This window comes from Ohtaekwangia sp. (assembly GCF_036568665.1).
Taxonomy (GTDB): Bacteria; Bacteroidota; Bacteroidia; order Cytophagales; family Cyclobacteriaceae; genus Ohtaekwangia.
Genome location: NZ_DATCSD010000329.1, coordinates 1 through 24,610 on the forward strand (window position 1 = coordinate 1; position 24,610 = coordinate 24,610).

Here is a 24,610-nt window from a genome sequence, read left to right on the forward strand (position 1 = left end):
GTTATTAACTCAGCGGTATTTCATTCAGGCTTTCTTGTAGGAAGTAATTATTTCGACTATCGCCTCGTTGAAAAAGGGAGTATACAAAGTGATGCACTTTTCAAATGGCGTGAGGATTTCTTTGCCGTATGCAATCAATTCGATATAACTCCTGCACAAGCCTGTGTACAGTTTGCGCTCCATGTGCCGGGCGTAAAAAGTATAGCATTAAATACCACCGATGCTTCACGCGTGCGGTCCAATCTGGCCATGGCAGAAACAACTATTCCCACGCCATTTTGGAGCGAACTGAAAAATAGAAATCTGATAGATGTGGACTTTACGTTCGCAGTGCAGTAGCCAATTATATACTTAAGACAATACAACAACCATGATGAAAACATTAGTCTGCACAAAACCCGGTGAGTTCAACTATATAGATGCAGCGCAACCAACGCCTGCGCCAGGACATGCCATTGTAAAAATCCGGAGGATCGGCATTTGCGGAACCGACTTACATGCCTTTGAAGGCACGCAACCTTATTTTGAATATCCGCGCATTTTAGGTCATGAACTCGCAGGCGAGATAGTTTCAGCTGAAGATTGCCCGGGTTTTTCGATTGGCGAAATTGTCACATTTATACCCTACTTCTCTTGTGGTGAGTGTATCGCCTGCCGTAGAGGAAAACAAAATGCATGTGTTAGAATCAAAGTATGTGGTGTTCATCAGCATGGTGGCATGGCTGAATATTATTCTGTGCCAGCATACGCGCTGGTTCATGGCGAAGGTCTGAGCATGGACGCTTTGGCTTTAGTGGAACCGCTCGCCATTGGTGCACATGCCGTGCGGAGAGCAGCGGTAGCAAAAGATGAATTTGTTTTGGTAGTCGGTGCAGGACCTATAGGACTAGGTACGATGGAGTTTGTGCGTGCCGCAGGAGGTCATGTAATTGCGCTCGACACCAACAATGATCGATTAAGATTCTGCAAAGAAACGTTGAAGGTAGAGCACATCATCAACGCTATAGATGATGATGTTATGGAGAAGCTGAAAACCATTACGAATGGTGATATGCCAACCGTTGTAATGGACGCCACCGGAAATCTAAAAGCTATCAATAATGCTTTTCAGTATATGTCGCATGGAGCACGCTATATTTTGATCGGTCTGCAGAAGGGCGATATATCTTTCAGTCACCCGGAGTTTCACAAACGGGAAGCAACGCTCATGAGCAGCAGAAATGCCACACGAGCTGATTTCGAGTATGTGATCTCCCTCATTAAAAGAAAAGAAATCGATCCAACCATTTTTATAACCCACCGGGTAAATTTTGATCAGGTTAAAGATGAATTCCAAAAATGGTTGAACCCTGATTATCGTGTTATAAAAGCAATGGTAGAAATAGCCTGAACCTAAATAAAATGAAAAAATACTGTTTGGCTCTGGACCTGGTAGATGATCCGGAATTAATTGCTCAATATGAAGATTGGCACAAAAAAGAAAATGCATGGCCCGCCATCACGAAAAGTATTACAGACTCGGGCATCAGCAACATGGAGATTTACAGAACAGGAAATCGGCTGTTCATGATCATGGAGACAGACGATAACTTTAGCTTCGAAAGCAAAGCAGCTATGGATGAGAGCAATCCTAAAGTTCAGGAGTGGGAACAGCTGATGTGGAAATTTCAGCAGCCATTGCCGTGGGCAAAAAACGGGGAAAAGTGGATCATCATGAATCAGATCTTTCATTTATAGTATATATATACTGCAGCTAACAACGTAACGTATTATGATAAAAGTAAATCGTCTGTTTTTAATTTTAATATTAGGCACCGCGCTTGCTTCGTGCAAGAAAGGATCAGATACAAAAGCACCAGACCCGAAAGTAAACTTTGAAGAAACATGGGAGTCGCTCTCGAAGATTGAAAGAGAACCCGAATGGTTCAAGGATGCAAAGTTCGGTATATATTTTCACTGGGGTGTTTATAGTGTGCCTGCTTACGGTTCCGAGTGGTATCCGCGATGGATGTATGTGCCGGGGCGAAAAGATTGGGGCGGAGATATATTTGAACATCATCAGAAAACTTTTGGGCCGGTCGCGCAATTCAACTATCATGATTTTATACCGATGTTTACCGGGGAGCACTTCGATGCTAAAGAATGGGCCGAGTTGTTCAGAAATTCCGGAGCACAATTTGCCGGCCCTGTCGCGCAGCATCATGATGGCTTTGCCATGTGGGATAGTAAACTAAACCCGTGGAATGCAAAAGCGATGGGCCCGAAGAAAGATATACTGGGTGAATTGTTTGCCGAGCTCAAGCGCAACAACATGAAGACTATCGCGACCTTTCACCACGAAAGATTACTGCAGCGGTATGCGCAGGACTCTTCTAAATGGGCGCAGAACACACCGGATCCCGGAGACGATAGTCACTTCCCCTATCATCCAGACTATATCACATCAACAACAGATCCCAAGCTGAGGCTATTGTATGGCAACATGCCTGAAGACGAATTTCTTGATTACTGGCTGAACCAGGTAAACGAGGTGGTTGACAACTATGCACCGGACATCATCTGGTTTGACTCATGGCTGGATCGCATTCCGGAGAACTACCGACAGAAAATGGTGGCACATCACTTCAACGCGGCTACTGCACGCGGGCAGCATCCTATTGTTGCCTATAAACAGGAAGACTTACCGGCTAATGTAGGTATACTGGATATTGAGCAAGGCGGAAAAACAGATATATCCAAAGATTACTGGCTAACCGATATTACGTTAAGTCATGATAGCTGGTGTTACATCAACGGACAAACTTATAAAGAACCTTCACTGGTTATCCGAAACATGATCGATGTATGGAGCAAGAAAGGTATCGTATTACTGAATATATCTCCTATGGCTGATGGCACGATCAACACAGAACAACGCAGCATTCTGGCTTCTATAGGACAATGGATCAGCAAGCATAAAGAAGCCGTGTATGAAACGCGGGCCTATTCGATCTATGGTTATGGAGACGCAACAATTGACAAAGGCCACTTCGGTGGACAATCAGCAACTATAAAGTATGGCAAAAATGATATTCGTTTCACTGTATCGAAGGATAATAAGTATATGTATATATACTCCCTTGGACTCCCAACCCCTAATGCTTCTCTTGAAATCCGAACCGATATAGATCGACACGTAAAACGTGTTTCAGTAGTAGGCAGCGATGCAGAACTGAAATGGTCGCAGGCAGAAAAAAAACTCACATTGCAAACACCAGATGCAGCGAAAATGGATGAGTTCGCAACGGTATTCAGGGTTGAGTTCGAATAGTATAAAGAGGCAACGTTCCAACAAGCACGGAGTAAGTATATCTGATCTTCCCTATACTCTAAGGCATAGGGAAGATCAATATAAAACTCATGGATGCATGGGTAAATTATTCTCAACCATGTCCATGAATCAAAAATTAAAAGTGCCTCATGCTATATATATAGGGTGCAAATATTATAAGACACCATTAAATATTAATTCCGATGTTAAAGTCGTGGTAAAGTATGAACTCCGCACATTTATATAGTCTTGAGAATTTTCGCTGGAATACCGCCAACGATAGAATTATCGGGGACATCTTTATTAACAACAGCACCTGCAGCCACAATTGAATTTTCCCCTACAGTCACTCCAGGTAGTATTGTCGCGCCGGCACCGATCCAGGCATTTCGTTTAATATGAACAGCTTTTAAGTCCATGTACTTTCTTTTCGTAGGATCTACAGGGTGATTCTCCGTGATAAGATTTACCTTCGGCCCAATCAAAACATCATCCTCAATTGTAATTCCACCCTGGTCAAGAAATGAACAAGCATGATTGATGAACACGTTCTTGCCAAGCTTTATATGTTTGCCAAAATTCGTGTGAAATGGCACGAACACAATTGTGCTTTTGTCGATTTTGTTATCTATGATTTCACTCAAGCGTTCACGCATCTCATCAATTGTGGTGGAAGCATTCAACGCCGGTGATAATCGCTGAGTACGAAAAACGACCTCCCAGACTTCGCCCATTTCATCATTGCGAATTATTCCTCCGGCGAGCATTCGCTCGAAAATATTTGTATCCTTTTGCATTGAAGTAAGCTAATTGTTCAGACCTCAGATGGTCGAATGGAAGTGGGGTTTGTTCCAGTGACGCGCTTAAAAAAATTATTAAAATACGTTGGGTACTCGAAGCCAAGTGCGTAGCCTATGTCGGCGACATTCCAGTCTGTATGAAGAAGCAATGCCTTGGCTTCGTTCGCGATTCTTTCCATGATGTGCGTGGTGGTTGACTTTCCAGTTGTTTCCTTCACTGCACGATTCAGATAGTTGACATGTAGACTCAAAGCAGTGGCATAGTCTTGTGCCGTCCTCAATTTAAGGGGTCGACTTGTGCTTTCGATTGGAAATTGCCTTTCCAGTAATTCGAGAAATACATTCGTAACTCTGTGGGCGGCATTTTTCACATGATCAAAGTTTTCGGTGGGCTGAAGTTTCAATGCCTCGTGTATGATCAGGTTGATATAGTTACGAATGAGATCGTCTTTGAAAGTATAGCTCGTGCTTTGCTCCTCCATCATTTTTTGGAAAATGCCGTTAAGGAACCCGCGTTTTCCTTCATTGATTTCAAAAATGGGCGTGCCTCCAATTTTAAAAAGTGGCGATTGTTGTAAACTCTCAGTGCGGTCGGAAGGTTTGTAGAAATCTTCGGAGAATAGACATGCATATCCCACATAACTCTTGGAAATAGTCTCCCATGAATAAGGAATATTCGGATTGGCGAAAAATAAAATTGTGCCTTTCATCAGGAAGCTGCGGTCCGAGTAGTTTATCAGACTCTCACCCGTTGTGAGGCAAATTTTGTAAAAATCTTTTCGGCTGTAGTCGCGGACGCCATTCGCATCTTCTTCAATCTGAAAAACATTAAAACCTTTTAGTTTGAGCTCAGTGTTGAAAGCCGAAACTGAGCGATGTTTCACTTTCTTCTCCATGTCATTTACTTTTTGGTTTTGGTAGCGCCTTTGTCACACTGAGACAAGGAAACGATGCCTGCTCTTCCGCCCACGCAATTGCGCGCTTTATCAAAGTCAATATCCATCTCATCGTCCACTGATTTACACAACAAAGGTATCCCTATAACACAAGCGAGAATTAAGAAATTCAAATACATTCTTAAGATAATCAAACTTGTCCCAAAGTGTTGCCTTCTTCGCGCTTGGTCGCCCTCAACTCGATTTAAATGAGCGATCATTGGTGAAAATACTGAATCTTGAACTGGAAAGACATTTTTAGGTTCTATAGGCGCTTCCATCAAGGGAGCAAGGTTTGAATCTCTTAATTATCGGTTTGATTTTCTTTACCCTTTCCTTGGCTAGCCCGCGTTATTTTGAGTAAGTAAATCAAATAAATTATGAAAGCAATATCAACATTGGCGGCTGTGTCACTCATGGTTGTAGGACAAGCCTATTCACAGAGTGACACCAAGGAAAATCGAAAGAAAGAAACGGCAGCGCAAAAGGATCACTACACTTTTGAGTTAAGCGATAAGGTCACACGAAAAAAAGTCTCCTTCAAAAATCGGTACGGAATAACCTTGGCAGGGGATCTATACCTTCCAAAGGGTTTAGATGGTAAAGCTCTGCCAGCGCTTGCAATCAGTGGTCCATTTGGCGCGGTCAAAGAGCAATCATCCGGACTGTATGCTCAGACAATGGCGGCGCGTGGCTTCGCAGCATTGGCATTCGATGCCTCATATACCGGAGAGAGTAACGGTGAGCCGCGTAACGTAGCTTCTCCTGATATTAATACGGAAGATTTCAGCGCAGCCATAGATTTTCTCGGACTGCAGAAAAATATCGACAGAAACAGAATCGGCGTTATTGGTATTTGTGGATTTGGAGGAATGGCTTTAAACGCTGCTGCAATAGACAAGAGAATAAAAGCAGTTGCCACCACAAGTATGTATGATATGACAAGGGTAATTTCAAAAGGATATAATGATGCGGTTACACTTGAGCAGCGCTCAAAAATCTTGGAAGACTTGAATCAACAAAGATGGAAAGATGCGGAAACAGGTGAACCGGCATATCCTCCATCTCACTTGCCAGAAAAGCTAACAGGCAACGAGCCACAATTTGTAGTGGATTATTTCAATTATTACAAAACTCCGCGAGGGTATCATGAGCGTTCAGTAAATTCAACAAAAGGTTGGAGATTAACGAGTGCTCTCTCGTTTATGAATATGCCTTTGCTGACTTACCTGAAAGAAATATCGCCGAGACCAATACTGCTCATTGCTGGCGCAAATGCTCACTCAAGATATTTCACAGACGACATTTATAAAATGGCTTCTGAGCCGAAAGAATTGGTGATTATCCCAAATGCAGTTCACGTGGACTTGTACGACAAACTTGACGTGATTCCGTTCGATAAACTTGAAACGTTTTTCAAGGACAATCTGAAAGGCGAGTCAACAGCGAGTGAAAAGGTGAAATCGTCCGAAGGAAAATAATCAGCTAAGCCGCACAAGAGCCAGTGACAGCAGATCTACACATGTCAAACAATTAAATCATGAAGAGATGGAGATAACGCGATTAGGAAGTCAACCATCAGGCAAAGGTCCTGAAGATTGGTTCACTGGCACTGTGCGGATCGATCCGCTTTTCAATCCCAATGAATCCAGACGCGCAGCCGCTGCGCTGGTAACCTTCGAACCCGGAGCACGCACAGCGTGGCATACGCACCCACTCGGACAAACACTCATTGTAGTTTCTGGTGTGGGATGGGTGCAGAAAGAAGGTGGCCCTGTTCAAGAGATCAGGCCCGGTGATGTCGTGTGGTTCGATGCCAATGAAAAACACTGGCATGGTGCTTCCGCCACAGTAGCGATGAGTCATATCGCCATTCAAGAAAATTTCAATGGGAAAGTGGTGGATTGGATGGAGAAGGTTACTGATGAACAATACAAAAAGTAGAGGATTAAAAACGGGATAGTATATGGCTACTCTTGCGTGAGATCCATCACCATCGATTTGATCCCCTACTCTTTCAATCTTGCATATTCTCAATCCTTCGCGCAGCGCCATATACCTTATAGTCGCTTTGCGCCAAAAATACTGCAGTCGCTTTGCCAATTCCGGCGAAGCGCCCGTAAGTAAACTGTATTTGTCATCCCATTATTGAAATTATACTACAAAAGTCGCTGCCCCACAAAAGCGATACTTTACTGAAACGTCCAAATAGATTTTCTGAAAAATTCAACAGACTATACATGAGCTCCAATACAGCGCCTCAAAATAGTTGCTTGAAAGAATCACTTAAACACACGCCACTGCGTGCTCCAACACAATCCATATATCAATAGAGGCACCCTCCGGTTATCGCTATACACCCTATATATACCAACTGATCTTGCGCCGCAGTGCTCGGCGAGTCCATTCCGACCAAAAATGAATCAACGTATATAGTAAGAAAGCAGATATAGGATAAATTGACTTAAGTCGCAACCCAAGTACATTATATATAATATACTTTATATACCAGTTGTCCGTATTCCAGATCTTTTGATTGAAATATGGCAAGTACCTCTCTCCCATTCACATCTGTGGTATATTATCGAGGATAATTAAATCCCGGTGAAGTCCTATAGCGATATTCATCGCTCCATGGGGTTTGTCGCACGCTCAACAACGTTACATCCATTTTGCTCCAGAAGATGCTGAATTAATGCTTATATATAGTGTGAGTCACCGACAATCAACGCTTTGCTAGACATAGTCATAATCGTGTCTACCTCTAAGTATATATACCTATATGTCGCTATTGTTTCAGCTTAGAGAGAAATGAAAGTTCATTGTCTTATCAAAAATTACTCATAAAATCATCACCCATTTCATGTACCTCATTCTCTTTACGTATCTGTTAAATTTTGAAATAGCATAAGGAATAAGTGTATAACTTTCCTGCATTTGTGTTAACCATCTCTTCCCGATCAACTGACATTTGCTCGATTAAAATCGATCAGTCAGGCATCCACACCTTACGAGATTGATCATATATACATGTACAAAAATTAGAGCAGGTTTTATGAGAGAGCGTATTGGGCAATACATTAAGGAAAACATAGTTGTACTTTCAATAAGTCTGATAGCTATGCTATTGGCGGTAAACATTGTTTTGACTTTCAAAAATAAAGAGACCATTGTTGAGAACATCCGCATCCGAGAAGAGGCTGATGCGACAATAAATGACATGGAGCGTTTTTCAACCTATTTGAATTGCATCGACTTGGGAGTAAGAGCGTATGGTATCACCAAAAAGCGTGAGATGCTAAATTCAACCTACAACGCCATCAAGCAGCTCTGGCCTCATTTCAAACTTTTGGAACATAGATTGGATAGTGGAGGACAAGATATATCGGGCTTAGAAAAGCTGGAGGAGACTTTTCAAGATTATGTCGACTTCTCTTTAAAAATGGTAGCGATGGTCGATGTGGATAGTGCGGAGACATTTAAACGTATGTTATCGGAAGATCGCGGTATGATTGTCTGGGCTCAATCACAGGAAATTGCCACCAAAATTTCTGCTATTGAAGAAAGCAAAAGTCTCGCTGCCGAAGAAAGCTATCAGTTAGCCGTAAGGAATAATTTTTACTTGCAGCTTATATTAGTAGTTATAAGCTTTCCCACACTAGTCTATATTGTTGTTAAAATGCGAAACGATAGCAAGGGCAGGCAGAGTTTGTTAACCGAACTGGACGAGAATAACCGAAAGTATGTTTTTAACCCTGGTACCGCTACGCATTTCAAGAGTCAACAAGAAGTGATCGAACATTCCATTCGGAACTTGCAGTATGCAAATAAATTTATAGAGCATATTACCAGCGGCAACTATGAAACTAAATGGGCAGCGTTAAATGATGAAAATAAGAGCTTCAATGAAACTAGTCTCGCCGGCCGCCTTACCCTGATGAGAGATCAACTCAAACAAATTAAAAGTGAAGAGAACATAAGGCTTTGGAGTAATGAAGGTCTGAATAGAATTTCAGAACTCGTAACAAATACTCAGAGCGACTCGAAAGGCCTGGCAGATATGATAGTAAGTTTTTTGACTAAATATATGGGAGCTCTCCAGGGCGGCCTGTTTGTTTTGAGAGGAAGCAATAAACAAGATGAATACTTAGAGCTTATAGCTTGCTATGCATATGATCGAAAGAAATTTGTGGAACGAAAAATAGACATTGGGGTAGGTCTGGTAGGTCAGACTTTTCTGGAGGGAAGAACAACTCTTCTCACTAAACTTCCCCAAGGCTATACCTATATTACATCGGGTATGGGCGAAACTACACCGAGTTGTGTTTTGATTGTTCCTATGAAATATAACGATAAGACAGAAGCTATAATCGAGATCGCTGGCCTTGAGACATTCAAAGAGCATCAGATACTCTTTATTGAGAAAGCCGGGGAATTTATTGCGTCTGCGTTGCAAAGTGCACGTACAACTGAAAAAATGAAAACGCTGCTCAATGCTTCACAGCAACAAGCAGAAGAAATGCGTGCCACCGAAGAAGAACTTCGGCAGAATATGGAAGAATTGGTTGCTACTCAGGAAGCCATGATGCGGAAGCAAACTGAATAAATGCTGACTGGCAGCAATTGCATGCAACCACTGATATATATATCAGTGGTTGCATGACTATATCAAACGCGTAAGTATACCAAGCCACTCTTCTATGTGATGTGATTGTTCTCTCAACATCTCCTCTATCCAATTTTTCTACTTCCCATTTCTATGGCAATGAATGTTTTAAAGTATAGGAGCCAGGAATGTGGGCTTAATAAGATTGATCGTATTTCAAACATTTTTCACAGAGGTCAAAAAACAGATTAGCAATACTGGTACAGGAAAAGTGTACAAGTATCCAGCATTTGTGTTAATGCAGCGGCGCTAAATGCTTCAATTTTGGCCTATAGTTTAAAATGAAAACAATATGAAAAAAGTCATCTTAATCACCGGCACCAGTTCGGGAATGGAAAAGAAACCAAGGAAGCAAATCCAAAAAAAATACAACGTCCGCGCAGTCATTTTACTACTGACGCTGACTTTGTCTGTCGTTAGCTTCAAAACAGTTCATGCACAGGCGCATGATAAAAAAGTTGTAGTAGTTACTGGTTCTGCATCCGGTATTGGAAAAGCAACTTGTCAATTGCTAGTTTCGAAAGGGTACATTGTCTATGGCGGTGATATTCAAGTTGAAAAAAATAAATATTTGGATTCGATCGGTGGACACTCACTTGCATTAGATGTCACGAACGAAGAGCAAGTAAAAGCCAGTGTTGACAGGGTTATTAAAGAGCAAGGCAGAATAGATATACTCTATAACAATGCTGGATTTGGAATCATGGGAACAGCCGAAGAAACCAGCATGGAAGACGCACATAAGCTCATGGAGGTTAATGTCTTTGGTTATGTAAGAATGGTTCAAGCTGTTTTGCCTTATATGAGAGCGCAAAAGTCTGGACGCATTATCAATACAACTTCTATGGGTGGTAAAATTTATTTTCCGCTCGCCTCCTGGTATATAGCTTCAAAACATGCCCTGGAAGGTTGGCTTGATTGCTTGCGAATAGAAGTAAAAGAGTTTGGAATTGGTGTAGTAATTATTGAACCAGGATTTATCAATACAAATTTCTATAATGTATCGGGTGAGTATGGGAAAAAATATGCTCCGAACTCAGCTTACGGGCATCTCTTTGGGCCAATATCCAAAGCCCCTCTGCCCAAGATGTCAGAGCCTGTTGTCATTGCAAAAATTGTAGAGAAGGCAATCACGAAGAAACATCCCAAGACCCGGTATGTAAAAGGCAAGAATGGCAAATTACTGATCGGGATGAGAAACACATTTGGCGATAAATTTTATGACTGGATGGTGATGAGCCAGGTAAAATAAACCGTTCTTCGAACGGGTCATTTCATCAACAATACCCGGTTAACGTTTCTGATCTTGGTAAGCAAATGAAGTGTTCCTTGATCTCTATGTCATTGGGTTTCCTATAGCCTTCGGCCATAAGGCAATAGAGATAAAGTATAGGACTGGCAATTGGATAAACGAGCGGTTCCCGAATAACGAGATCTTTCGGGAACCGCTTCCACTCACGATTTATTTATTGCTTGAGAACAATCGCGTTATGTGTCAGGTCTATATTTGTGAAATGCTCAAAATAATGGAACACGATCCCTAATGAAAGGCTTAAGTATATACCGGTAAGTATATATCTGTAAACATTTAATATTCTATACTTCGAGGTAACACTTTACCGGGCCCTTCCTACATTTATACACGCTTCTCAAAACGGCAGTATATTATTGGTCTATAGCAGTGCAATCAGCATGCTACTACACGTTTGATCTTGTGCTTTTCCATTTGCTACGCATGGGCTGACGCGTAAACCTATTAAAAAACTTAAAAGCCGACAGCACTTTCAAAAGAGGATAAGTGTATAACTATCCCGGATTTGTGTTAGTCCATCCTAAGGAATCCGGAGACCTTTGTAGGGTAAACAAAATGAAAAGAAATGAAAAAGGTCATCTTGATAACTGGAGCAAGTTCTGGGATGGGTAAGGAAGCCGCAAAAAAACTGATTCTGGAAGGTCATAAGGTTTACGCGGTAGCACGAAGAATTGATCAAATGCAGGATTTGAAATCCATTGGCGGTGTCCCCATGCAAATGGATATAACCAATGAATCGGACATACAGATAGTGGTCGATACAATTATCGCTAACGAAGGCAAGATTGATGTGCTTTGGAATAACGCCGGCTATGGTCTTTATGGTTCAGTGGAAGATGTGACTTTAGAAGAGGCAAGAAGACAGATGGAAGTAAATGTATTCGGTTTGGCAGCCATGACGCAAACCGTAGTTCCTTATATGCGCCGTTCAAAATCGGGTTTGATCATCAACACGTCTTCCATGGGAGGTAAAATGTATTTCCCAATGGGCGCATGGTATCATGCCAGCAAACACGCTGTTGAAGGATTGAGCGATTGTCTTCGCCTGGAATTGAAGCAGTTCAATATTAAAGTTGTCGTCCTGGAACCTGGATTTATCGCCACGGAATTTGGCTCGGTATTGATCGACAACTTCGCGAAAATTTCCAAAAAAAGCGCCTATGCGCAAATGATGAATAAAATAGAGGAAGGCACCCGAAAAGCTGGGGAAGGTAATAGCTCTTCGAAACCGTCTGTGATTGCCGATGCAGTGAGCAAAATCGTGCGTTCCAAAAATCCGAAAACTCGCTATAGAGTTGGAAAGTTTGCTAAGCCCATGGTGTGGATGAGGACGTATCTGGGAGACCGACTATTTGATGCAATCGTCATGAGCCAAATGTAGCTATCAGGCAGTCAGTAATGAAATATCAAATTTAGACAGTATGAAAATCTTAAGTATTGCCACGACACTGGTCTTTGTAGTGGCGGCCCATGTTAAGGGACAACCAAAGGAAAGTGATATCCTGGGCAAATGGGAATCGGATAAAAAGGACGTGAGAATGGAATTTTTCAAATCCGGAGATGAATATCAAGCACGATTGTTATGGGGTGATCAAATCGTAGAGAGCGATGGCAAAACTTCTAAAAAGGACACTAAGAATCCTGACGAAAAACTACGCTCCCGAAGCATCATAGGGATTGTGAGTTTAACAGGATTGAAATGGGACGGAGAAGAGTATACGGACGGAAGAATTTACAATCCGCCATCGGGGGACACCTATAAATGTAAGGCCTGGACCGAACATGGCAAGCTATACCTGCGCGGCTACCTGGGGGTTTCATTACTCGGACAGACCGCTGCATTTCATCCATATAATCCATAGTTAAAGATATCATCAAACATTGAGCGGCAAGTGTGTTTGAAACTTCCTGCAGGGACGGGCCGATTTATATTGCCAGCAATTATCGAAATATTTAAAACGGGGTATATAATATAATGAAAATTGTACGCTTTATTTTTCTAAGAATCGCGCCCGCCTTGTTGGGAGTCATTCTCATTGGTTTGATGATCGTAAAAGTATTGTACGGCACTGGCGAGGTATATCCAGATATAGGAGCTGAAAATATAGCCAGTGGAGGAAAGCTTGAAAAGGTAATAACACTTCCCTATCCGCCAGGTAACCTGGCCGTGGGTCAAAATGGTCACGTGTATTTCAACTATCATCCGCTGACAAGACCAACCAGATTTTCAAACGCGACGTTATTTGAGTGGTACAATGGCCAGATCACGCCGTTCCCATCACTGGAATTTCAAAAACAATTCCAGGGCAGCTTTGGTCTGACCATCGATAAACAAAACAGGCTTTGGATCATTGAGCCGGCCACATTCGACTTCAAGCATACCCGAATTTGGGCATTTGACTTAACAACAAAAGAAGTCGCCTATTCTTACGAGTTTCCCGAAGGCGTTGCCCAAAATGCCGAAGAAATTCGTGTGACCGGCGATGGTAAGTATGTTCTCCTCCCCAATCCGGGTATATTCCACTTCACGGCATCACAACTCCTTGTCTTCTCCGTGGATGATCACAGCGTCCGAACCGTTATTGATGGAGACCCAAGCGTTCAACCTGAAAATTGGAGTCTGCAAACAACGGATGGTAAACCATACCGACTCATGTACGGTCTACTGGATTTCGCTGTTGGAATTGACGGAATTGAAATTAGTGACGATCAACAATGGCTATATATAGCTTCGATGACAAGTTCTCATTTATATCGTGTGCCCTTGAGCGATGTTTTGAATAAGGATTTCACACCTGATCAGGTGGCAAAGAAAATTGAGACCATCAGCATGAAGCCAATGAGTGATGGAATAACAATTGATAAATCCGGCCATGTAATTATTACCGATGTTGAGCACGGTGGCCTGGTATCCTTTGATCCTGTAACGAAAGAACTAAAGACACTGGCCCGTTCAAAAGAAATACTGTGGGCAGACGGCGTTGCCACGGCACCCGACAGTTCTCTGTATTTTACAGACAGCTCAATTCCCAGCTACGTGGGTGAATTTGCGCTGGCACCAGATCCGCAGCTGCTACTTAACAATAAACCATATTATATTTACAGGCTCAAACATTAGATATATATATATACCAGTTGTCTTGTTTAGCAGGTATCGCTAGCAATGTGCGTCCATGCAGCGAGAGGGTTTAACGAAACGAATCGAACATGAAGCCATCTAGTTACTTTGCTCATGCGCGTATCCGTTATAATCCTTTATTCGATGCATTGTTTCTTGAGTATACCCACCGAGTCACCAGTCATGATCAATTCGTAGAAATAAACACCGCCGCTTCGGTGGAGTTTTCCAAGCTTAATACTGCCAAATTCGTAGCCGACATTAGAAAAATGGGAGCAGTTGAACCGGCTTCCGAGCAATGGTTCTTTGATTATCACTTAGAGAGGTTGCAAAAACATCTCGGCGGAAAAACGCTGATTTATATCCAACTGGACAATCCGTCAGATATACTTCCGGCACATCCTGGAAAGAGAGTCCGAGACAAGCCAATTGAAATCAGTGGCGTGCTGATGTTACGGTTTGTTAAAAAATCTGAAATGTCGGATTACTTAAGACACCTGATGCTCTTCTCCCTGTGACCTGTGGAGTCTCTCTCCATGTGTATATATATACTCATGGAGAATACTTATAACCAACAGAGCAGAACAACCTAGTTCATTTCTCTGTATTCTTGTGGGGTTAACCCGGTCTTGGATTTGAACAGCCTGCTGAAGTAGTGGGGATAATTAAAACCCAATTTATAAGCAACGCCGCTGATTGAATCAGCATCGCTCAACAAGAGTACCTTTGCCTTCTCAACGATGAACGTGCTGATGTGATCTTTTGCGCTTACTCCCGTTTCCTTCTTTAACAAATCACTCAGGTAATTGGGTGACAAGTGAATATTGTCAGAGAAGTATTCAATTTGTGGAACACCTAACTCTGCAAATTTTCCGGCAGAGTAATATTCTTTTAGCAGTCTTTCAAATTGACTGACAACATCTTTGTTTTGCGCAGATCGCGTGCTAAACTGGCGCTCGTAATAACGTTGACTATAATTCAAAAGTAGTTCAAGGGTAGAAACGATGACTCGCTGACTGTGATTGTCTATTCTGGCTTTGATTTCTTTCGAAATCAAATTGACGCATTCGCCCAACGTATGTTGTTCAATTTCCGATAGGTGCAGCGCTTCATGTATATCGTAAGAAAAAAAATGATAGTTATCAATGAGTTGGCCAAGCGGAGTGTTTCTGATCATATCCGGATGAAAGAAGATCATCCATCCCTGGACCTCCCCCAATGCCTGTTCTTTCGTCTTTAGCAGCGTCTGATTAGGTGCGGTAAACATCAATACCCCTTCTCCAAAATCATACGTATTACGGCCGTATTCCAAGCCACAACTTGCATCCTTCAGAGCAATTGAATAAAGGTCGGAAACTGCTTTGACTCCGACCCATTCTTTGCCTATCTCCCATTTGGAAACGTCAATAACACTAATAAGCGGATGGGTGGGCTTTTCAAATCCCATCATCGCATGTAATTGACTGATTGATTGAATTCTGATAATCTCGGCCATAACGTCTCACTAGTTTGAATGTCAAGCAAAGCTATATTTACTTTAAAAGTAACCTGAACATAAATTAGTGATCTTGTAACACTTTTCCCAGATTCAATTTCCAGAAGAGATAATACTATTGGGTTGATTCTATAAATTTTGCCAGATTAACACGCCCGCCGTTATTTAACCTTTATATGGCCAACTATACAACCCTAGCGCAGCGATTTACCGCGAGATACCCTAAACTTACCTTCCTGCTTATCCAATCTAGTTTCTGGATTTACGCTAACATCCTGCTGACAGTTATCACTAGCCTACACGCCACCCTGCTTGGACATATATATCATCTTCCTTTACAAGAGGCCGTGGTAAATACGATGGTGGTCGGTATACTCTTTGGCATTTTTTACGGCGTTACGCTGGGCACAATCACCTACTATATGGACCGGAAAGTATCAACCCGGCAACCGCTTGGGTTAGTCATATTGCTAAAAGCAGCAGCAGCCTTGGTCATACTGTTCGTAACGCTACTGTTATTTCGGTATATGATTCTTGATCTGCAGGTAATCCCGGTCCTTCCGTTGGGAGTAACATCCCTGGATACATCTGCGTGGCGAGCTCTTACCACACTGCTGTTGATCTACTATTTCGTCATGTCGTTGTTACTAAACTTCATTAATCAAATGAATAGCCGGTATGGACCTGGCGTACTCATTCCTCTATTGCTTGGACGATACCGGAGTCCAAAAGAAGAAAGTCGAATCTTTATGTTCATGGATTTGCGGTCTTCGACGATGGTCGCTGAGCGACTGGGGCATCTTCACTATAGTTCTTTTATACGCGATTGTTTTTCGGATATTAATCAGGTATTACATGCTTACAATGCGCAGGTATATCAATATGTAGGCGATGAAATCGTTATAACATGGCAAGAACGCGAAGGCATCAAAGATCATTTGTGCATTAAATTTTACTTTGCCTGCATGAGAGCCCTCCGGGTAAGGGACGCGTACTACCTTGCCACCTATGGTTTTCAACCGGACTTTAAAGCGGGGATGCATCTTGGTGTAGTAACTGCCGTGGAGATAGGCGAAATAAAACGAGATATAGCCTATCATGGTGATACCTTGAACACCGCGTCAAGAATTCAAGGAATGTGCAATCAATACAACAAACCGTTACTTATATCCAGGGCCCTGCTTGATAAACTCACTTTGCATCGGGATATGCAAAGTGAAAACATGGGCGAAATTATATTAAAAGGAAAAGCAGAGACCACGGAAATATATAGTATAACGTGGGCCGAATAAGTGGGCACGCTAATTCATTCTTAGCACTTCCAAAATTGCTCTGTAATACGTATCAGCTCTTTCTTGAGAGAAGTAATCCACCACAAGGCCCGCCAGCGCGAAGAGTGCCAGACCGATGCCCCAGCCCTGCACCTGAGGACTCTTCGACCACCAAAAAAGCAACAGTGTCAACGGGAAAAATACCGAGGCCACAATTTTAGAAATGGTATAGCCATACTGGAAACCCTCTACACGTTTTTGTTCTGAGAGTACGAACGCTCTCTCATCCTGGCGATAGCTCTTCTCGAAAGACACCAATCTTTTATTATTTGAAACGAGCATAGAAACTCCTATAGCGGAATAAATAATACCCGTAACAGAAAGCGGAATTAACAGCGCTTTCGAATTTGGTGTGGTGCCCAATTTCCAAAATAGAAACCCACTTACCATTGTTAAAATACCGAACGAGGCGATCAATATCGCTTCTAGTAGTTCACCTTTGATCCAGGTTGAAGAGTGATGAAAAAAGTTCATAGTGCAATTCGCGTTTATTCTGTAAACAGTAATTTTCAGTTAGTACGATCTATAGGCGAGTCACTACTTCGCCTTGATGATCTTCTCGTCGATCAACACTTGAAAAGCGTCCTCCATGGTGACTTGCAGCGGCCGAAAAGTCATCCCCAAATCATTTATTATTTTGGAATTATCTGCATTCCAGGGGATGTTCACATTGTTACGAATGAATTTTCGCGTAAACAATGGGTTAGCCAGCGGCCCGATCAGCATTAATAATCCTTTTGGCAACGCTCTTTTAGGAAGCGGAAACTTCGCTCCATACCGAGGCAACAGTACCTTGCTCATTTCCAAAAAATCTGTATTGTGACCGGCAGTGATATAGCGACCTTGTGCATGGGGAGTAAATCCAGCCCGGAAATGCGCCTCAGCCACATCCCGCACATCAACAACACCGGTACCCATTTTTGGCACTCCCATTTTCATGTCACCGTTCCCGAACAACTTCAAAACATTGATGCTTTCCGACGTAGCAGTTTTTGGATTCAGGGCAGGCCCAAGAACTAAGCAAGGGTTTATGGTAATCAAATTCCACCGGTTCTGGGAATAAGACATTTCCCAGGCAAGCTTCTCCGCTAAAGTTTTTGAGTATGAATAAGGCTGATATTCCAGGGAAGCAGTACTGTTCCATATTTTTTCGGTAAGTCTGCCGTCAGGTGCATTAACAGAATCTATAGCATCGGTATAAATTGCTGCGCAACTGCTGGTGACCACCACGCGCTTCACAGACGGTGTCTGGTTAACGGTCTCCAGTACATTTTCAGTGCCATTTACCGCGGGATCTATTAACTCCTTTTGCGGGTCCTTTATGGCGGTTGTAAATGGAGATGCCGTATGATAAACGAGTTCACAACCTTCCATAGCCTCCTTATAAGTGCCCTTGGTGAGCAAGTCTGTCTTAAAGAATCTGAGCTTGCCCTTTGAGCCTGCCGCTATAGATTTAAGATGCGATACCTTACTCAGGTCCGTTGGATTTCGTACCGCTGCATGGACTGTAATACCTTCATCCAGAAGTCGCTTTACCAGCCAACTGGCTACATATCCATTAGCACCTGTTACCAATACCGGTTTTGTCCGATCGATTTGTGTCATATTCTTTTCTATTAACTATTCAAAATTGGTTAGATGTCGTGTGATTCATTAACATCAAATACTGAATGACCAACACAAATCACAGAACAGATCAACACGTTGTAAAAAAAGAATTACCGGGAGCGCCCTAGTTCTTCCCTATATTCCTCCGGAGTCAATCCTGTTTTTGATTTAAACAATCGGCTGAAATAGTCTGGGTAATTAAACCCGAATTTATAGGCTATATCACAGATGGAATCGATATTGGATAACAGTAAAACCTTTGCCTCGGCGACAATGAAATTATCTATATATTCCTTAGCTCCGCATCCTTTTTCTTTATAGAGCACATCACTTAAATAACTGGGAGATAAGGATGTTCTTTCCGCAAAATATTCAACAGGAGGAACGCCAATTCCAGTAAACCATCCGGCCTGATAATAGTATTGCAATAAAATGTCGAAGCGGATAGCTATATCCCTGTTCCGAGCTGAGCGAGTGTTAAACTGTCTGTCATAAAAACGGCGGCTATAATTAAGAAGCAATTGGAGAATGGAGACAATTACATTCTGACTGTGAGCATCGATTCGCTCTTTTACTTCTTTGCTGATTAAATTGATATACTCCGTAAGTATATATCTTTCGCTTTCCGAAAGGTGAAGAGCCTCATGAGTTTCGTAGGAGAAGAAATGGTAATGGTCAATATTTCTTCCAAGGCTTGTGTGACGGATTAAATCCGGGTGAAAAAAAAGCATCCAGCCACTCATATGATTGAGGGTAGTTTCTTTATGACTACGCATTTGACCGGGGGCGGTAAAAGTGACTACGCCATCAGCAAAGTCGTACGTTTTTCTGCCATAGTCCCAACCACAACAAGAATCCATCAAAACTATAGTATATAAATCTGATACTACGTTAGCTCGATTTTCGGTTTCCCCCGGGGAAGCATGGACGATCGAAATCAATGGATGTGTAGGTTTTTCAAATCCCATCAATTGATGCAGTCGTGTCACAGAATCTATCTTCACTATATTTTCCTCCATCCTTATGCCTTTACACATGAACTATATATCGTTTACTACTTTTCAAAACGGGCGGCTGCTGACACCACCATAGTAAACTCTTTTGTCATCATTACTTTTTTATGATTTCAAAAGTATAGTCCAACAATCCAGGGACTTAACATAAATCAACCATAATCAAACACTTTTCACAGGGACATCGATGCATACAAGCTTCTCTCCCATCAGCAACATTCATCTATACTGGATCAACGCTATGCGAATACATAACGGTATAGATACCCGCAGATGAAAACAGTAAAAAGTGTTAGAGTATAATGTATTTGTGTTAGGGTATATATACCTTAACACAAATACATATTTATAGTCTCACTATAACAAGAACATATAGTATATATAGCTATGTGAAATTACTGAATTATCGTTCAGCATTTTCTCACCGTTCCATGAAGACAGAAAAGAAGAGTTCAAGCCTTTATTTGATATGTTTAACGATGTCGATCTGAGTCAGCCCTTTAGTAAAGTGTCTGTTCAATTGTATAATGAAATGTGCGCCTGGATCGAAAAAGAATTAGGCAAATTCAACATCATCGTAGTAGGGCGAAAAATTAGGAGAAACAGTTTATCAGGGAATGATTGAATATGGGCTTATCCTATAGGCTCTTGACTATTGCCATCGATTGCATTATTATTGAATTGCCATAGGGTCTTCCGGCAGCCCTTACGTGCACCTTTCATCTTCTGTCTTTCGCCAGCAATTATAAACCCAAACTATCGTGGGCGCAGTCAAAGTTATTTTTCCTCGAACGATCGATGTTGGTATCGGCATACTCAAGGGTGTCCTCAAGGGATTTCTGTTCTGTAGCTCCTGGCTGATGGTATTAATATTCCATTGTACGGTGGTTTATGCTCAGGTGCCCGAGATCGTGTTTACTCCGGTTGCACCCGAAGTATTTTCAAATTCCTTTGTCCGTTGTTTTTACAAAGACAGCAACGGGTTCATGTGGCTGGGGACAGCCGATGGCCTGGTCCGGTATGATGGCACCAATGCTTTTCACTACAACCACAATCCTGATCAACGATACAGTCTTTGCCATAACAACATCAACGCCATTGTAGAGGACTCCCAACAGCGCTTATGGATTGGAACAGCGCAAGGCCTGTGCGTCTACAGCCGTGAAACTGACCGTTTCATCACCGTTGATTCAATTCCTGGAATCAAGAATCACCTTAACAATCGCTACATCACAGCACTCTCATTCGATCAGCAAGGGGCACTATGGATCGGGACGCACGGCAATGGCATTAATTTGTTCGATCCGAAAGAACAAAAATTCTCGTATCTGGTAGCCGATGCAAACACTGCGAAAGCCACCGACTACGTCAGCACATTGCTTTATGTCGATGGCATGATGTGGAGTGGAACGAAAGGGGGGTTGAGACTTTACAACACGAAAAGTAGAACATCATCACCCATGACATTTGTAGGTGAACAATTGCCTGTCAGACAAGTAAGTCAGCTTCTTGTCGATAACGCAGGAAACATATGGTTTACCACCGTCAACGGGGAACTCATCAAGATTATCCCCAAGAACGGCTACTACACCTTTCAAAACGTGATTTCAGGAGCATCGATGTATGGCGCCAGTTGGAACAATATACTCACATTGTGTAGGGATGTGAAAGGAAACATGTGGATCGCCGGTGAGAATTCCGGCCTGAATTACCTGGATACGAAGTCGGGAAAAGTCACCCGTTACCTTGCCGATGAGGGCGACTCCAAGAAATTGGCAACGAACTCTATCCGGACCGTTTATATCGATGACGAAGGATTAACCTGGATAGGCACCTTTAACAAAGGTGCCTATCTGATTGATAACGACACGCGAAAGTTTCTACGTCACAAGCCATATCAGGGAAAGGAAAATAATTTTCTGGGTAAGGACGTCAAGAGTTTTGCCGAAGACCGCAGCGGTAATATCTGGATGGCTGTCGATGAGATCGGTTTGGCTAAAGTGGATTTCAAAAGTAACACCCTTCAAAGGCTTGACGCTATCAATACGAAGCTGACCAATAAGTACTATACATCTATTCTCTTTGACAGATATGGGTTCCTGTGGGTGGGATCCGTGGGGAGTGGCGTTTATAAAATTGATCCGCGAAGCAATGAAGTAAAAACCTATTCGCTTGCGTCAGGAGGCTTTGGAGAGGACAAAGTTTTCTGCCTGTACGAAGACAAGATGGGAACAATTTGGGCAGGCACTTCGGGAAGCGGTCTTTTCTATTTTGATCCGGAATCGAATGGTTTTAAAGTTCTCTTCGAAGAAGGCAAACCCAATCACATCACCAAAACAGCCTATGTGAGCTCGGTAGTGGAAGACGCCGAGGGCATCTTGTGGGTGGGCACCATGTACGGCCTTCATGCTTTAAGAAAGCACGATGAGCAGGCCTACGATTACAAGCTATATCTGCCCAATGAGCGTCCGGGCAGTCTTAGCAGCAGTGGCGTCCAATTATTGTATGAAGACAAGCAAAAGAACCTGTGGATAGGCACCACCGACAACGGGCTCAATGTAAAGATTGCCTCGGACTCCCTCTTCCAGGCTTTCCAAAAAAAAGATGGACTACCGGGCAATACCATACGCGGAGTAGTTGCAGATGCAAAGGGGAACCTTTGGATCAGCGGAAATATGGGGCTTTCGAAATTGGATCCCGCCACCCATGCTATTGCTACTTATACGCGCGAAGATGGATTGCCTTCCAATAACTTCTACAGTAATGCATGTTTGTGGACAAGTGCCGGTGAAATATTTTTGGGCACCAACAACGGGTTCACCGTCTTTTATCCAGATAGCATCCGTACGCGTCTGCGCAATCCGGTGGTCTACTTTACGGATCTAAAGATTAATAATCAATCCGTAAGCATAGGCACACCGGATTCGCCTTTGAATAAACACATCAGTCTGACATCCGGAATTTCGTTATCGTATGAGCAGCGATCCTTCGCCATTGATTTTGTCGCTTTGAATTTGGCACATTCAACAAAGCTGAACTACTGCTATAAACTGGAGGGGTTTGATAAAGCATGGAATTATACAGGTTCCAATCACAGTGCCCCCTATACCAACATGGATCCGGGAGACTATACACTGTTGGTGAAAGCATCTACCAGTGAGGGTAGATGGAGTGATACACCGGCAAGGCTGGAAATTACGATACACCCACTGATCTGGAGGACATGGTGGGCCATGTCTTTGTATATAATAGTCCTGAGTGGATTGGTTCTTCTGCTGATCTGGATCCGGATGGAACGACTCAGGATGAAGAACCAATTAAAGGTGGAACGGCTGGCTCGCGTGCGAGAACATGAACTGAGCGAGTCGAAGACGCAGTTTTTCACCAACATCTCTCACGAGTTTAGAACGCCATTAAGCCTGATCCTTTTGCCACTGGAAAGTTTAATTACCGGAGACGATGTCAGTCCTTTAGTGAAAGAAAGAATTGCCTCCGCATACCGCAGCGCAGACAAGATGATGCGCCTGGTAAACGAATTGATGGACTTCAACAAACTTGAAGGCGGTCATCTGAAACTTGATCTTCAATATGGAGAGCTTGTCAGTCGTATTACAGAAATAGCATCGGCCTTTGAGGATGTTGCCCTTAAACGCAATATTCTATTTGTGCAGACCGCACAAGTAACTGCTTTGCAAGGATGGTTTGACTTGGATAAACTTGAAAAGATATTGGTGAACGTGTTGTCCAACGCCTTCAAGTTTACCTGTGATCAGGGGACCATACAGTTGCTGATCAACAGCAAAACGCAACCCGTAGGCCCCAGAAATGTAATGGCCCGTTGCTTGGAACTGGTTGTCGTGGACAATGGTATCGGCATCTCTACGGAGGAGATACCCTTCATCTTTGATAAATTTTATCAGGCAAAATCGGCTTCGAAAATTCCAAATCCTGGTACGGGAATAGGCCTCTCGTTAACAAAGGCACTGGTTGAACTGCACCATGGTTATATCAAAGCGGAAAGTGTGCCGGGCCGTGAAACGAGGTTCGTCATGGTTGTGCCGATTGATGCTGAGGTCTTTCAAGTGGAAACCCAGGCCGATCCTCCGGCAAAAGTCTTTGCCTCGACAGAGCAAAGCTTCAGTGCAGAGTCTGTCGCGGTGCGAGATGACAACCGTGAAAAGTCGGATATTTTAATCATCGAAGACAATGATGAATTACGAACTTATCTGGCCTTGGAATTAGTACGACAATTCAACGTGCTACAGGCCAAGGACGGCCAGCAAGGACTTGACATGGCGCTGGAGAAAATCCCTGACCTGATCATCAGTGACGTTCTCATGCCGCACAAATCCGGGATTGAACTATGCCAATTCTTAAAATCGGACTTGAAAACCAGCCATATTCCCATCATACTGCTTACGGCAAGGGCTTCACTGGAGGATAAAATATCCGGCATCGAAACCGGAGCAGACATCTATTTGACAAAGCCCTTTAGTATCCGGCTCTTAATGTCCCATGTACGCAACCTCATCGAGTCGCGGCAGAAACTGTATGCACACTTCAGTCAGGATGTATACCTGCTGCCCGCCAAAAATGCCGCTAGCGAGATGGACCAGGTCTTCCTCCAGCGAATTGTCGATCATATCGTTGACCACTTACAGGATACCCAGCTCGGAGTGGATTCACTCGCAGAAATATTCAACCTGAGTCGCGTACAGGTGTATCGAAAGATCAAGGCATTGACCGGGAAAACCGCCGTTGAATTCATCAGGACCGTCCGTTTGAAGCAAGCTCTAAAACTCATGGAGACCAAGAAATATACCTTGTCGGAAATAGCTTACAAGACCGGATTTAATTCTGCCTCATATTTCACCCGCAGCTTTAAAGAGGAGTATGGCAAGGCACCATCTGAATTCCTGGCCGTGACCGGCTGACGCTTCCCTCCTGCTTTTTCCCTTCCCTGCTTCCTGACAAGCCCTAACGGCAAGCGCCTCTACGCGCTCTGGTAGGCGTCAGCTTGAC

At 43.0% G+C, this 24,610-nt stretch carries 21 protein-coding genes; 14 read left to right on the top strand and 7 right to left on the bottom strand.

The annotated features are described in order from the left end of the window. The 4 genes from VIN08_RS18365 to VIN08_RS18380 all read left to right on the top strand — a co-directional run. Positions 1 to 339, top strand: a 339-nt coding sequence (locus VIN08_RS18365) for an aldo/keto reductase (protein WP_331967979.1), incomplete at its 5' end; no start/stop codon positions are given. A gap of 34 nt (positions 340 to 373) precedes the next feature. Next, positions 374 to 1,390: a zinc-binding alcohol dehydrogenase family protein gene (locus VIN08_RS18370; protein WP_331968024.1), complete on the top strand. Its 1,017-nt coding sequence runs from the start codon at positions 374 to 376 to the stop codon at positions 1,388 to 1,390. Between the two features lie 11 nt (positions 1,391 to 1,401). Then, positions 1,402 to 1,737, top strand: a complete 336-nt coding sequence (locus VIN08_RS18375) for an L-rhamnose mutarotase (protein WP_331967981.1) — start codon at positions 1,402 to 1,404, stop codon at positions 1,735 to 1,737. Positions 1,738 to 1,771: 34 nt separating this feature from the next. Continuing rightward, a complete protein-coding gene (locus VIN08_RS18380; RefSeq protein ID WP_331967983.1) occupies positions 1,772 to 3,310 on the top strand; it encodes an alpha-L-fucosidase in 1,539 nt (512 codons plus the stop codon). A gap of 239 nt (positions 3,311 to 3,549) precedes the next feature. Here the strand turns inward: VIN08_RS18380 and VIN08_RS18385 are convergent, their stop codons facing one another. Genes VIN08_RS18385 through VIN08_RS18395 form a run of 3 tightly spaced genes read right to left on the bottom strand, consistent with a single transcriptional unit; the run spans position 3,550 to position 5,326 of the window. After that, positions 3,550 to 4,107, bottom strand: a complete 558-nt coding sequence (locus VIN08_RS18385) for a DapH/DapD/GlmU-related protein (protein ID WP_331967985.1) — start codon at positions 4,105 to 4,107, stop codon at positions 3,550 to 3,552. Between the two features lie 17 nt (positions 4,108 to 4,124). Next, positions 4,125 to 5,006 (bottom strand): helix-turn-helix domain-containing protein, encoded by an 882-nt coding sequence (locus tag VIN08_RS18390; RefSeq protein WP_331967987.1) that lies wholly within the window; start codon positions 5,004 to 5,006, stop codon positions 4,125 to 4,127. Positions 5,007 to 5,011: 5 nt separating this feature from the next. Further along, positions 5,012 to 5,326 (bottom strand): hypothetical protein, encoded by a 315-nt coding sequence (locus VIN08_RS18395; RefSeq protein ID WP_331967989.1) that lies wholly within the window; start codon positions 5,324 to 5,326, stop codon positions 5,012 to 5,014. A gap of 99 nt (positions 5,327 to 5,425) precedes the next feature. Between VIN08_RS18395 and VIN08_RS18400 the strand changes: the two genes are divergently transcribed. From VIN08_RS18400 to VIN08_RS18435, 8 genes are all read left to right on the top strand, one after another. Continuing rightward, complete coding sequence (locus VIN08_RS18400) at positions 5,426 to 6,526, top strand: alpha/beta hydrolase (protein WP_331967991.1); 1,101 nt, start codon at positions 5,426 to 5,428, stop codon at positions 6,524 to 6,526. Positions 6,527 to 6,593: 67 nt separating this feature from the next. Beyond that, the gene (locus VIN08_RS18405; RefSeq protein WP_331967992.1) at positions 6,594 to 6,989 is read left to right on the top strand and encodes a (R)-mandelonitrile lyase; all 396 of its coding nucleotides are present in this window, start codon (positions 6,594 to 6,596) and stop codon (positions 6,987 to 6,989) included. A 1,111-nt stretch (positions 6,990 to 8,100) separates the two neighbouring features. Further along, complete coding sequence (locus tag VIN08_RS18410; protein WP_331967993.1) at positions 8,101 to 9,651, top strand: GAF domain-containing protein; 1,551 nt, start codon at positions 8,101 to 8,103, stop codon at positions 9,649 to 9,651. A gap of 352 nt (positions 9,652 to 10,003) precedes the next feature. Beyond that, entirely contained in the window at positions 10,004 to 10,963 is a 960-nt protein-coding gene (locus VIN08_RS18415; RefSeq protein WP_331967995.1) for an oxidoreductase, read from the top strand. A 625-nt stretch (positions 10,964 to 11,588) separates the two neighbouring features. Beyond that, entirely contained in the window at positions 11,589 to 12,404 is an 816-nt protein-coding gene (locus VIN08_RS18420; protein WP_331967997.1) for an oxidoreductase, read from the top strand. Positions 12,405 to 12,444: 40 nt separating this feature from the next. After that, positions 12,445 to 12,885, top strand: coding sequence for a DUF2147 domain-containing protein (locus VIN08_RS18425; protein ID WP_331967999.1), 441 nt, complete (start codon positions 12,445 to 12,447; stop codon positions 12,883 to 12,885). A gap of 113 nt (positions 12,886 to 12,998) precedes the next feature. Further along, positions 12,999 to 14,141 carry an SMP-30/gluconolactonase/LRE family protein gene (locus tag VIN08_RS18430; RefSeq protein WP_331968001.1) on the top strand — a complete coding sequence of 381 codons (1,143 nt, stop codon included), beginning with the start codon at positions 12,999 to 13,001 and terminating at the stop codon, positions 14,139 to 14,141. Between the two features lie 89 nt (positions 14,142 to 14,230). Continuing rightward, entirely contained in the window at positions 14,231 to 14,659 is a 429-nt protein-coding gene (locus tag VIN08_RS18435; RefSeq protein ID WP_331968003.1) for a hypothetical protein, read from the top strand. A 71-nt stretch (positions 14,660 to 14,730) separates the two neighbouring features. On the opposite strand, the gene VIN08_RS18440 is transcribed toward VIN08_RS18435, so the two are convergent. Beyond that, positions 14,731 to 15,636 carry a helix-turn-helix domain-containing protein gene (locus tag VIN08_RS18440; protein ID WP_331968005.1) on the bottom strand — a complete coding sequence of 302 codons (906 nt, stop codon included), beginning with the start codon at positions 15,634 to 15,636 and terminating at the stop codon, positions 14,731 to 14,733. A 176-nt stretch (positions 15,637 to 15,812) separates the two neighbouring features. On the opposite strand from VIN08_RS18440, the gene VIN08_RS18445 reads away from it, so the two are divergent. Beyond that, positions 15,813 to 16,928 (top strand): adenylate/guanylate cyclase domain-containing protein, encoded by a 1,116-nt coding sequence (locus tag VIN08_RS18445; RefSeq protein WP_331968007.1) that lies wholly within the window; start codon positions 15,813 to 15,815, stop codon positions 16,926 to 16,928. 9 nt (positions 16,929 to 16,937) lie between these two features. On the opposite strand, the gene VIN08_RS18450 is transcribed toward VIN08_RS18445, so the two are convergent. From VIN08_RS18450 to VIN08_RS18460, 3 genes are all read right to left on the bottom strand, one after another. Beyond that, positions 16,938 to 17,441, bottom strand: coding sequence for a hypothetical protein (locus VIN08_RS18450; RefSeq protein WP_331968009.1), 504 nt, complete (start codon positions 17,439 to 17,441; stop codon positions 16,938 to 16,940). A 63-nt stretch (positions 17,442 to 17,504) separates the two neighbouring features. Next, positions 17,505 to 18,572 carry an NAD-dependent epimerase/dehydratase family protein gene (locus VIN08_RS18455; protein ID WP_331968011.1) on the bottom strand — a complete coding sequence of 356 codons (1,068 nt, stop codon included), beginning with the start codon at positions 18,570 to 18,572 and terminating at the stop codon, positions 17,505 to 17,507. Positions 18,573 to 18,685: 113 nt separating this feature from the next. Further along, the gene (locus VIN08_RS18460; protein WP_331968013.1) at positions 18,686 to 19,594 is read right to left on the bottom strand and encodes a helix-turn-helix domain-containing protein; all 909 of its coding nucleotides are present in this window, start codon (positions 19,592 to 19,594) and stop codon (positions 18,686 to 18,688) included. Positions 19,595 to 20,349: 755 nt separating this feature from the next. Here VIN08_RS18460 and VIN08_RS18465 point away from each other — a divergent pair. Beyond that, complete coding sequence (locus VIN08_RS18465; protein ID WP_331968015.1) at positions 20,350 to 24,522, top strand: hybrid sensor histidine kinase/response regulator transcription factor; 4,173 nt, start codon at positions 20,350 to 20,352, stop codon at positions 24,520 to 24,522. Positions 24,523 to 24,610: the final 88 nt, after the last annotated feature.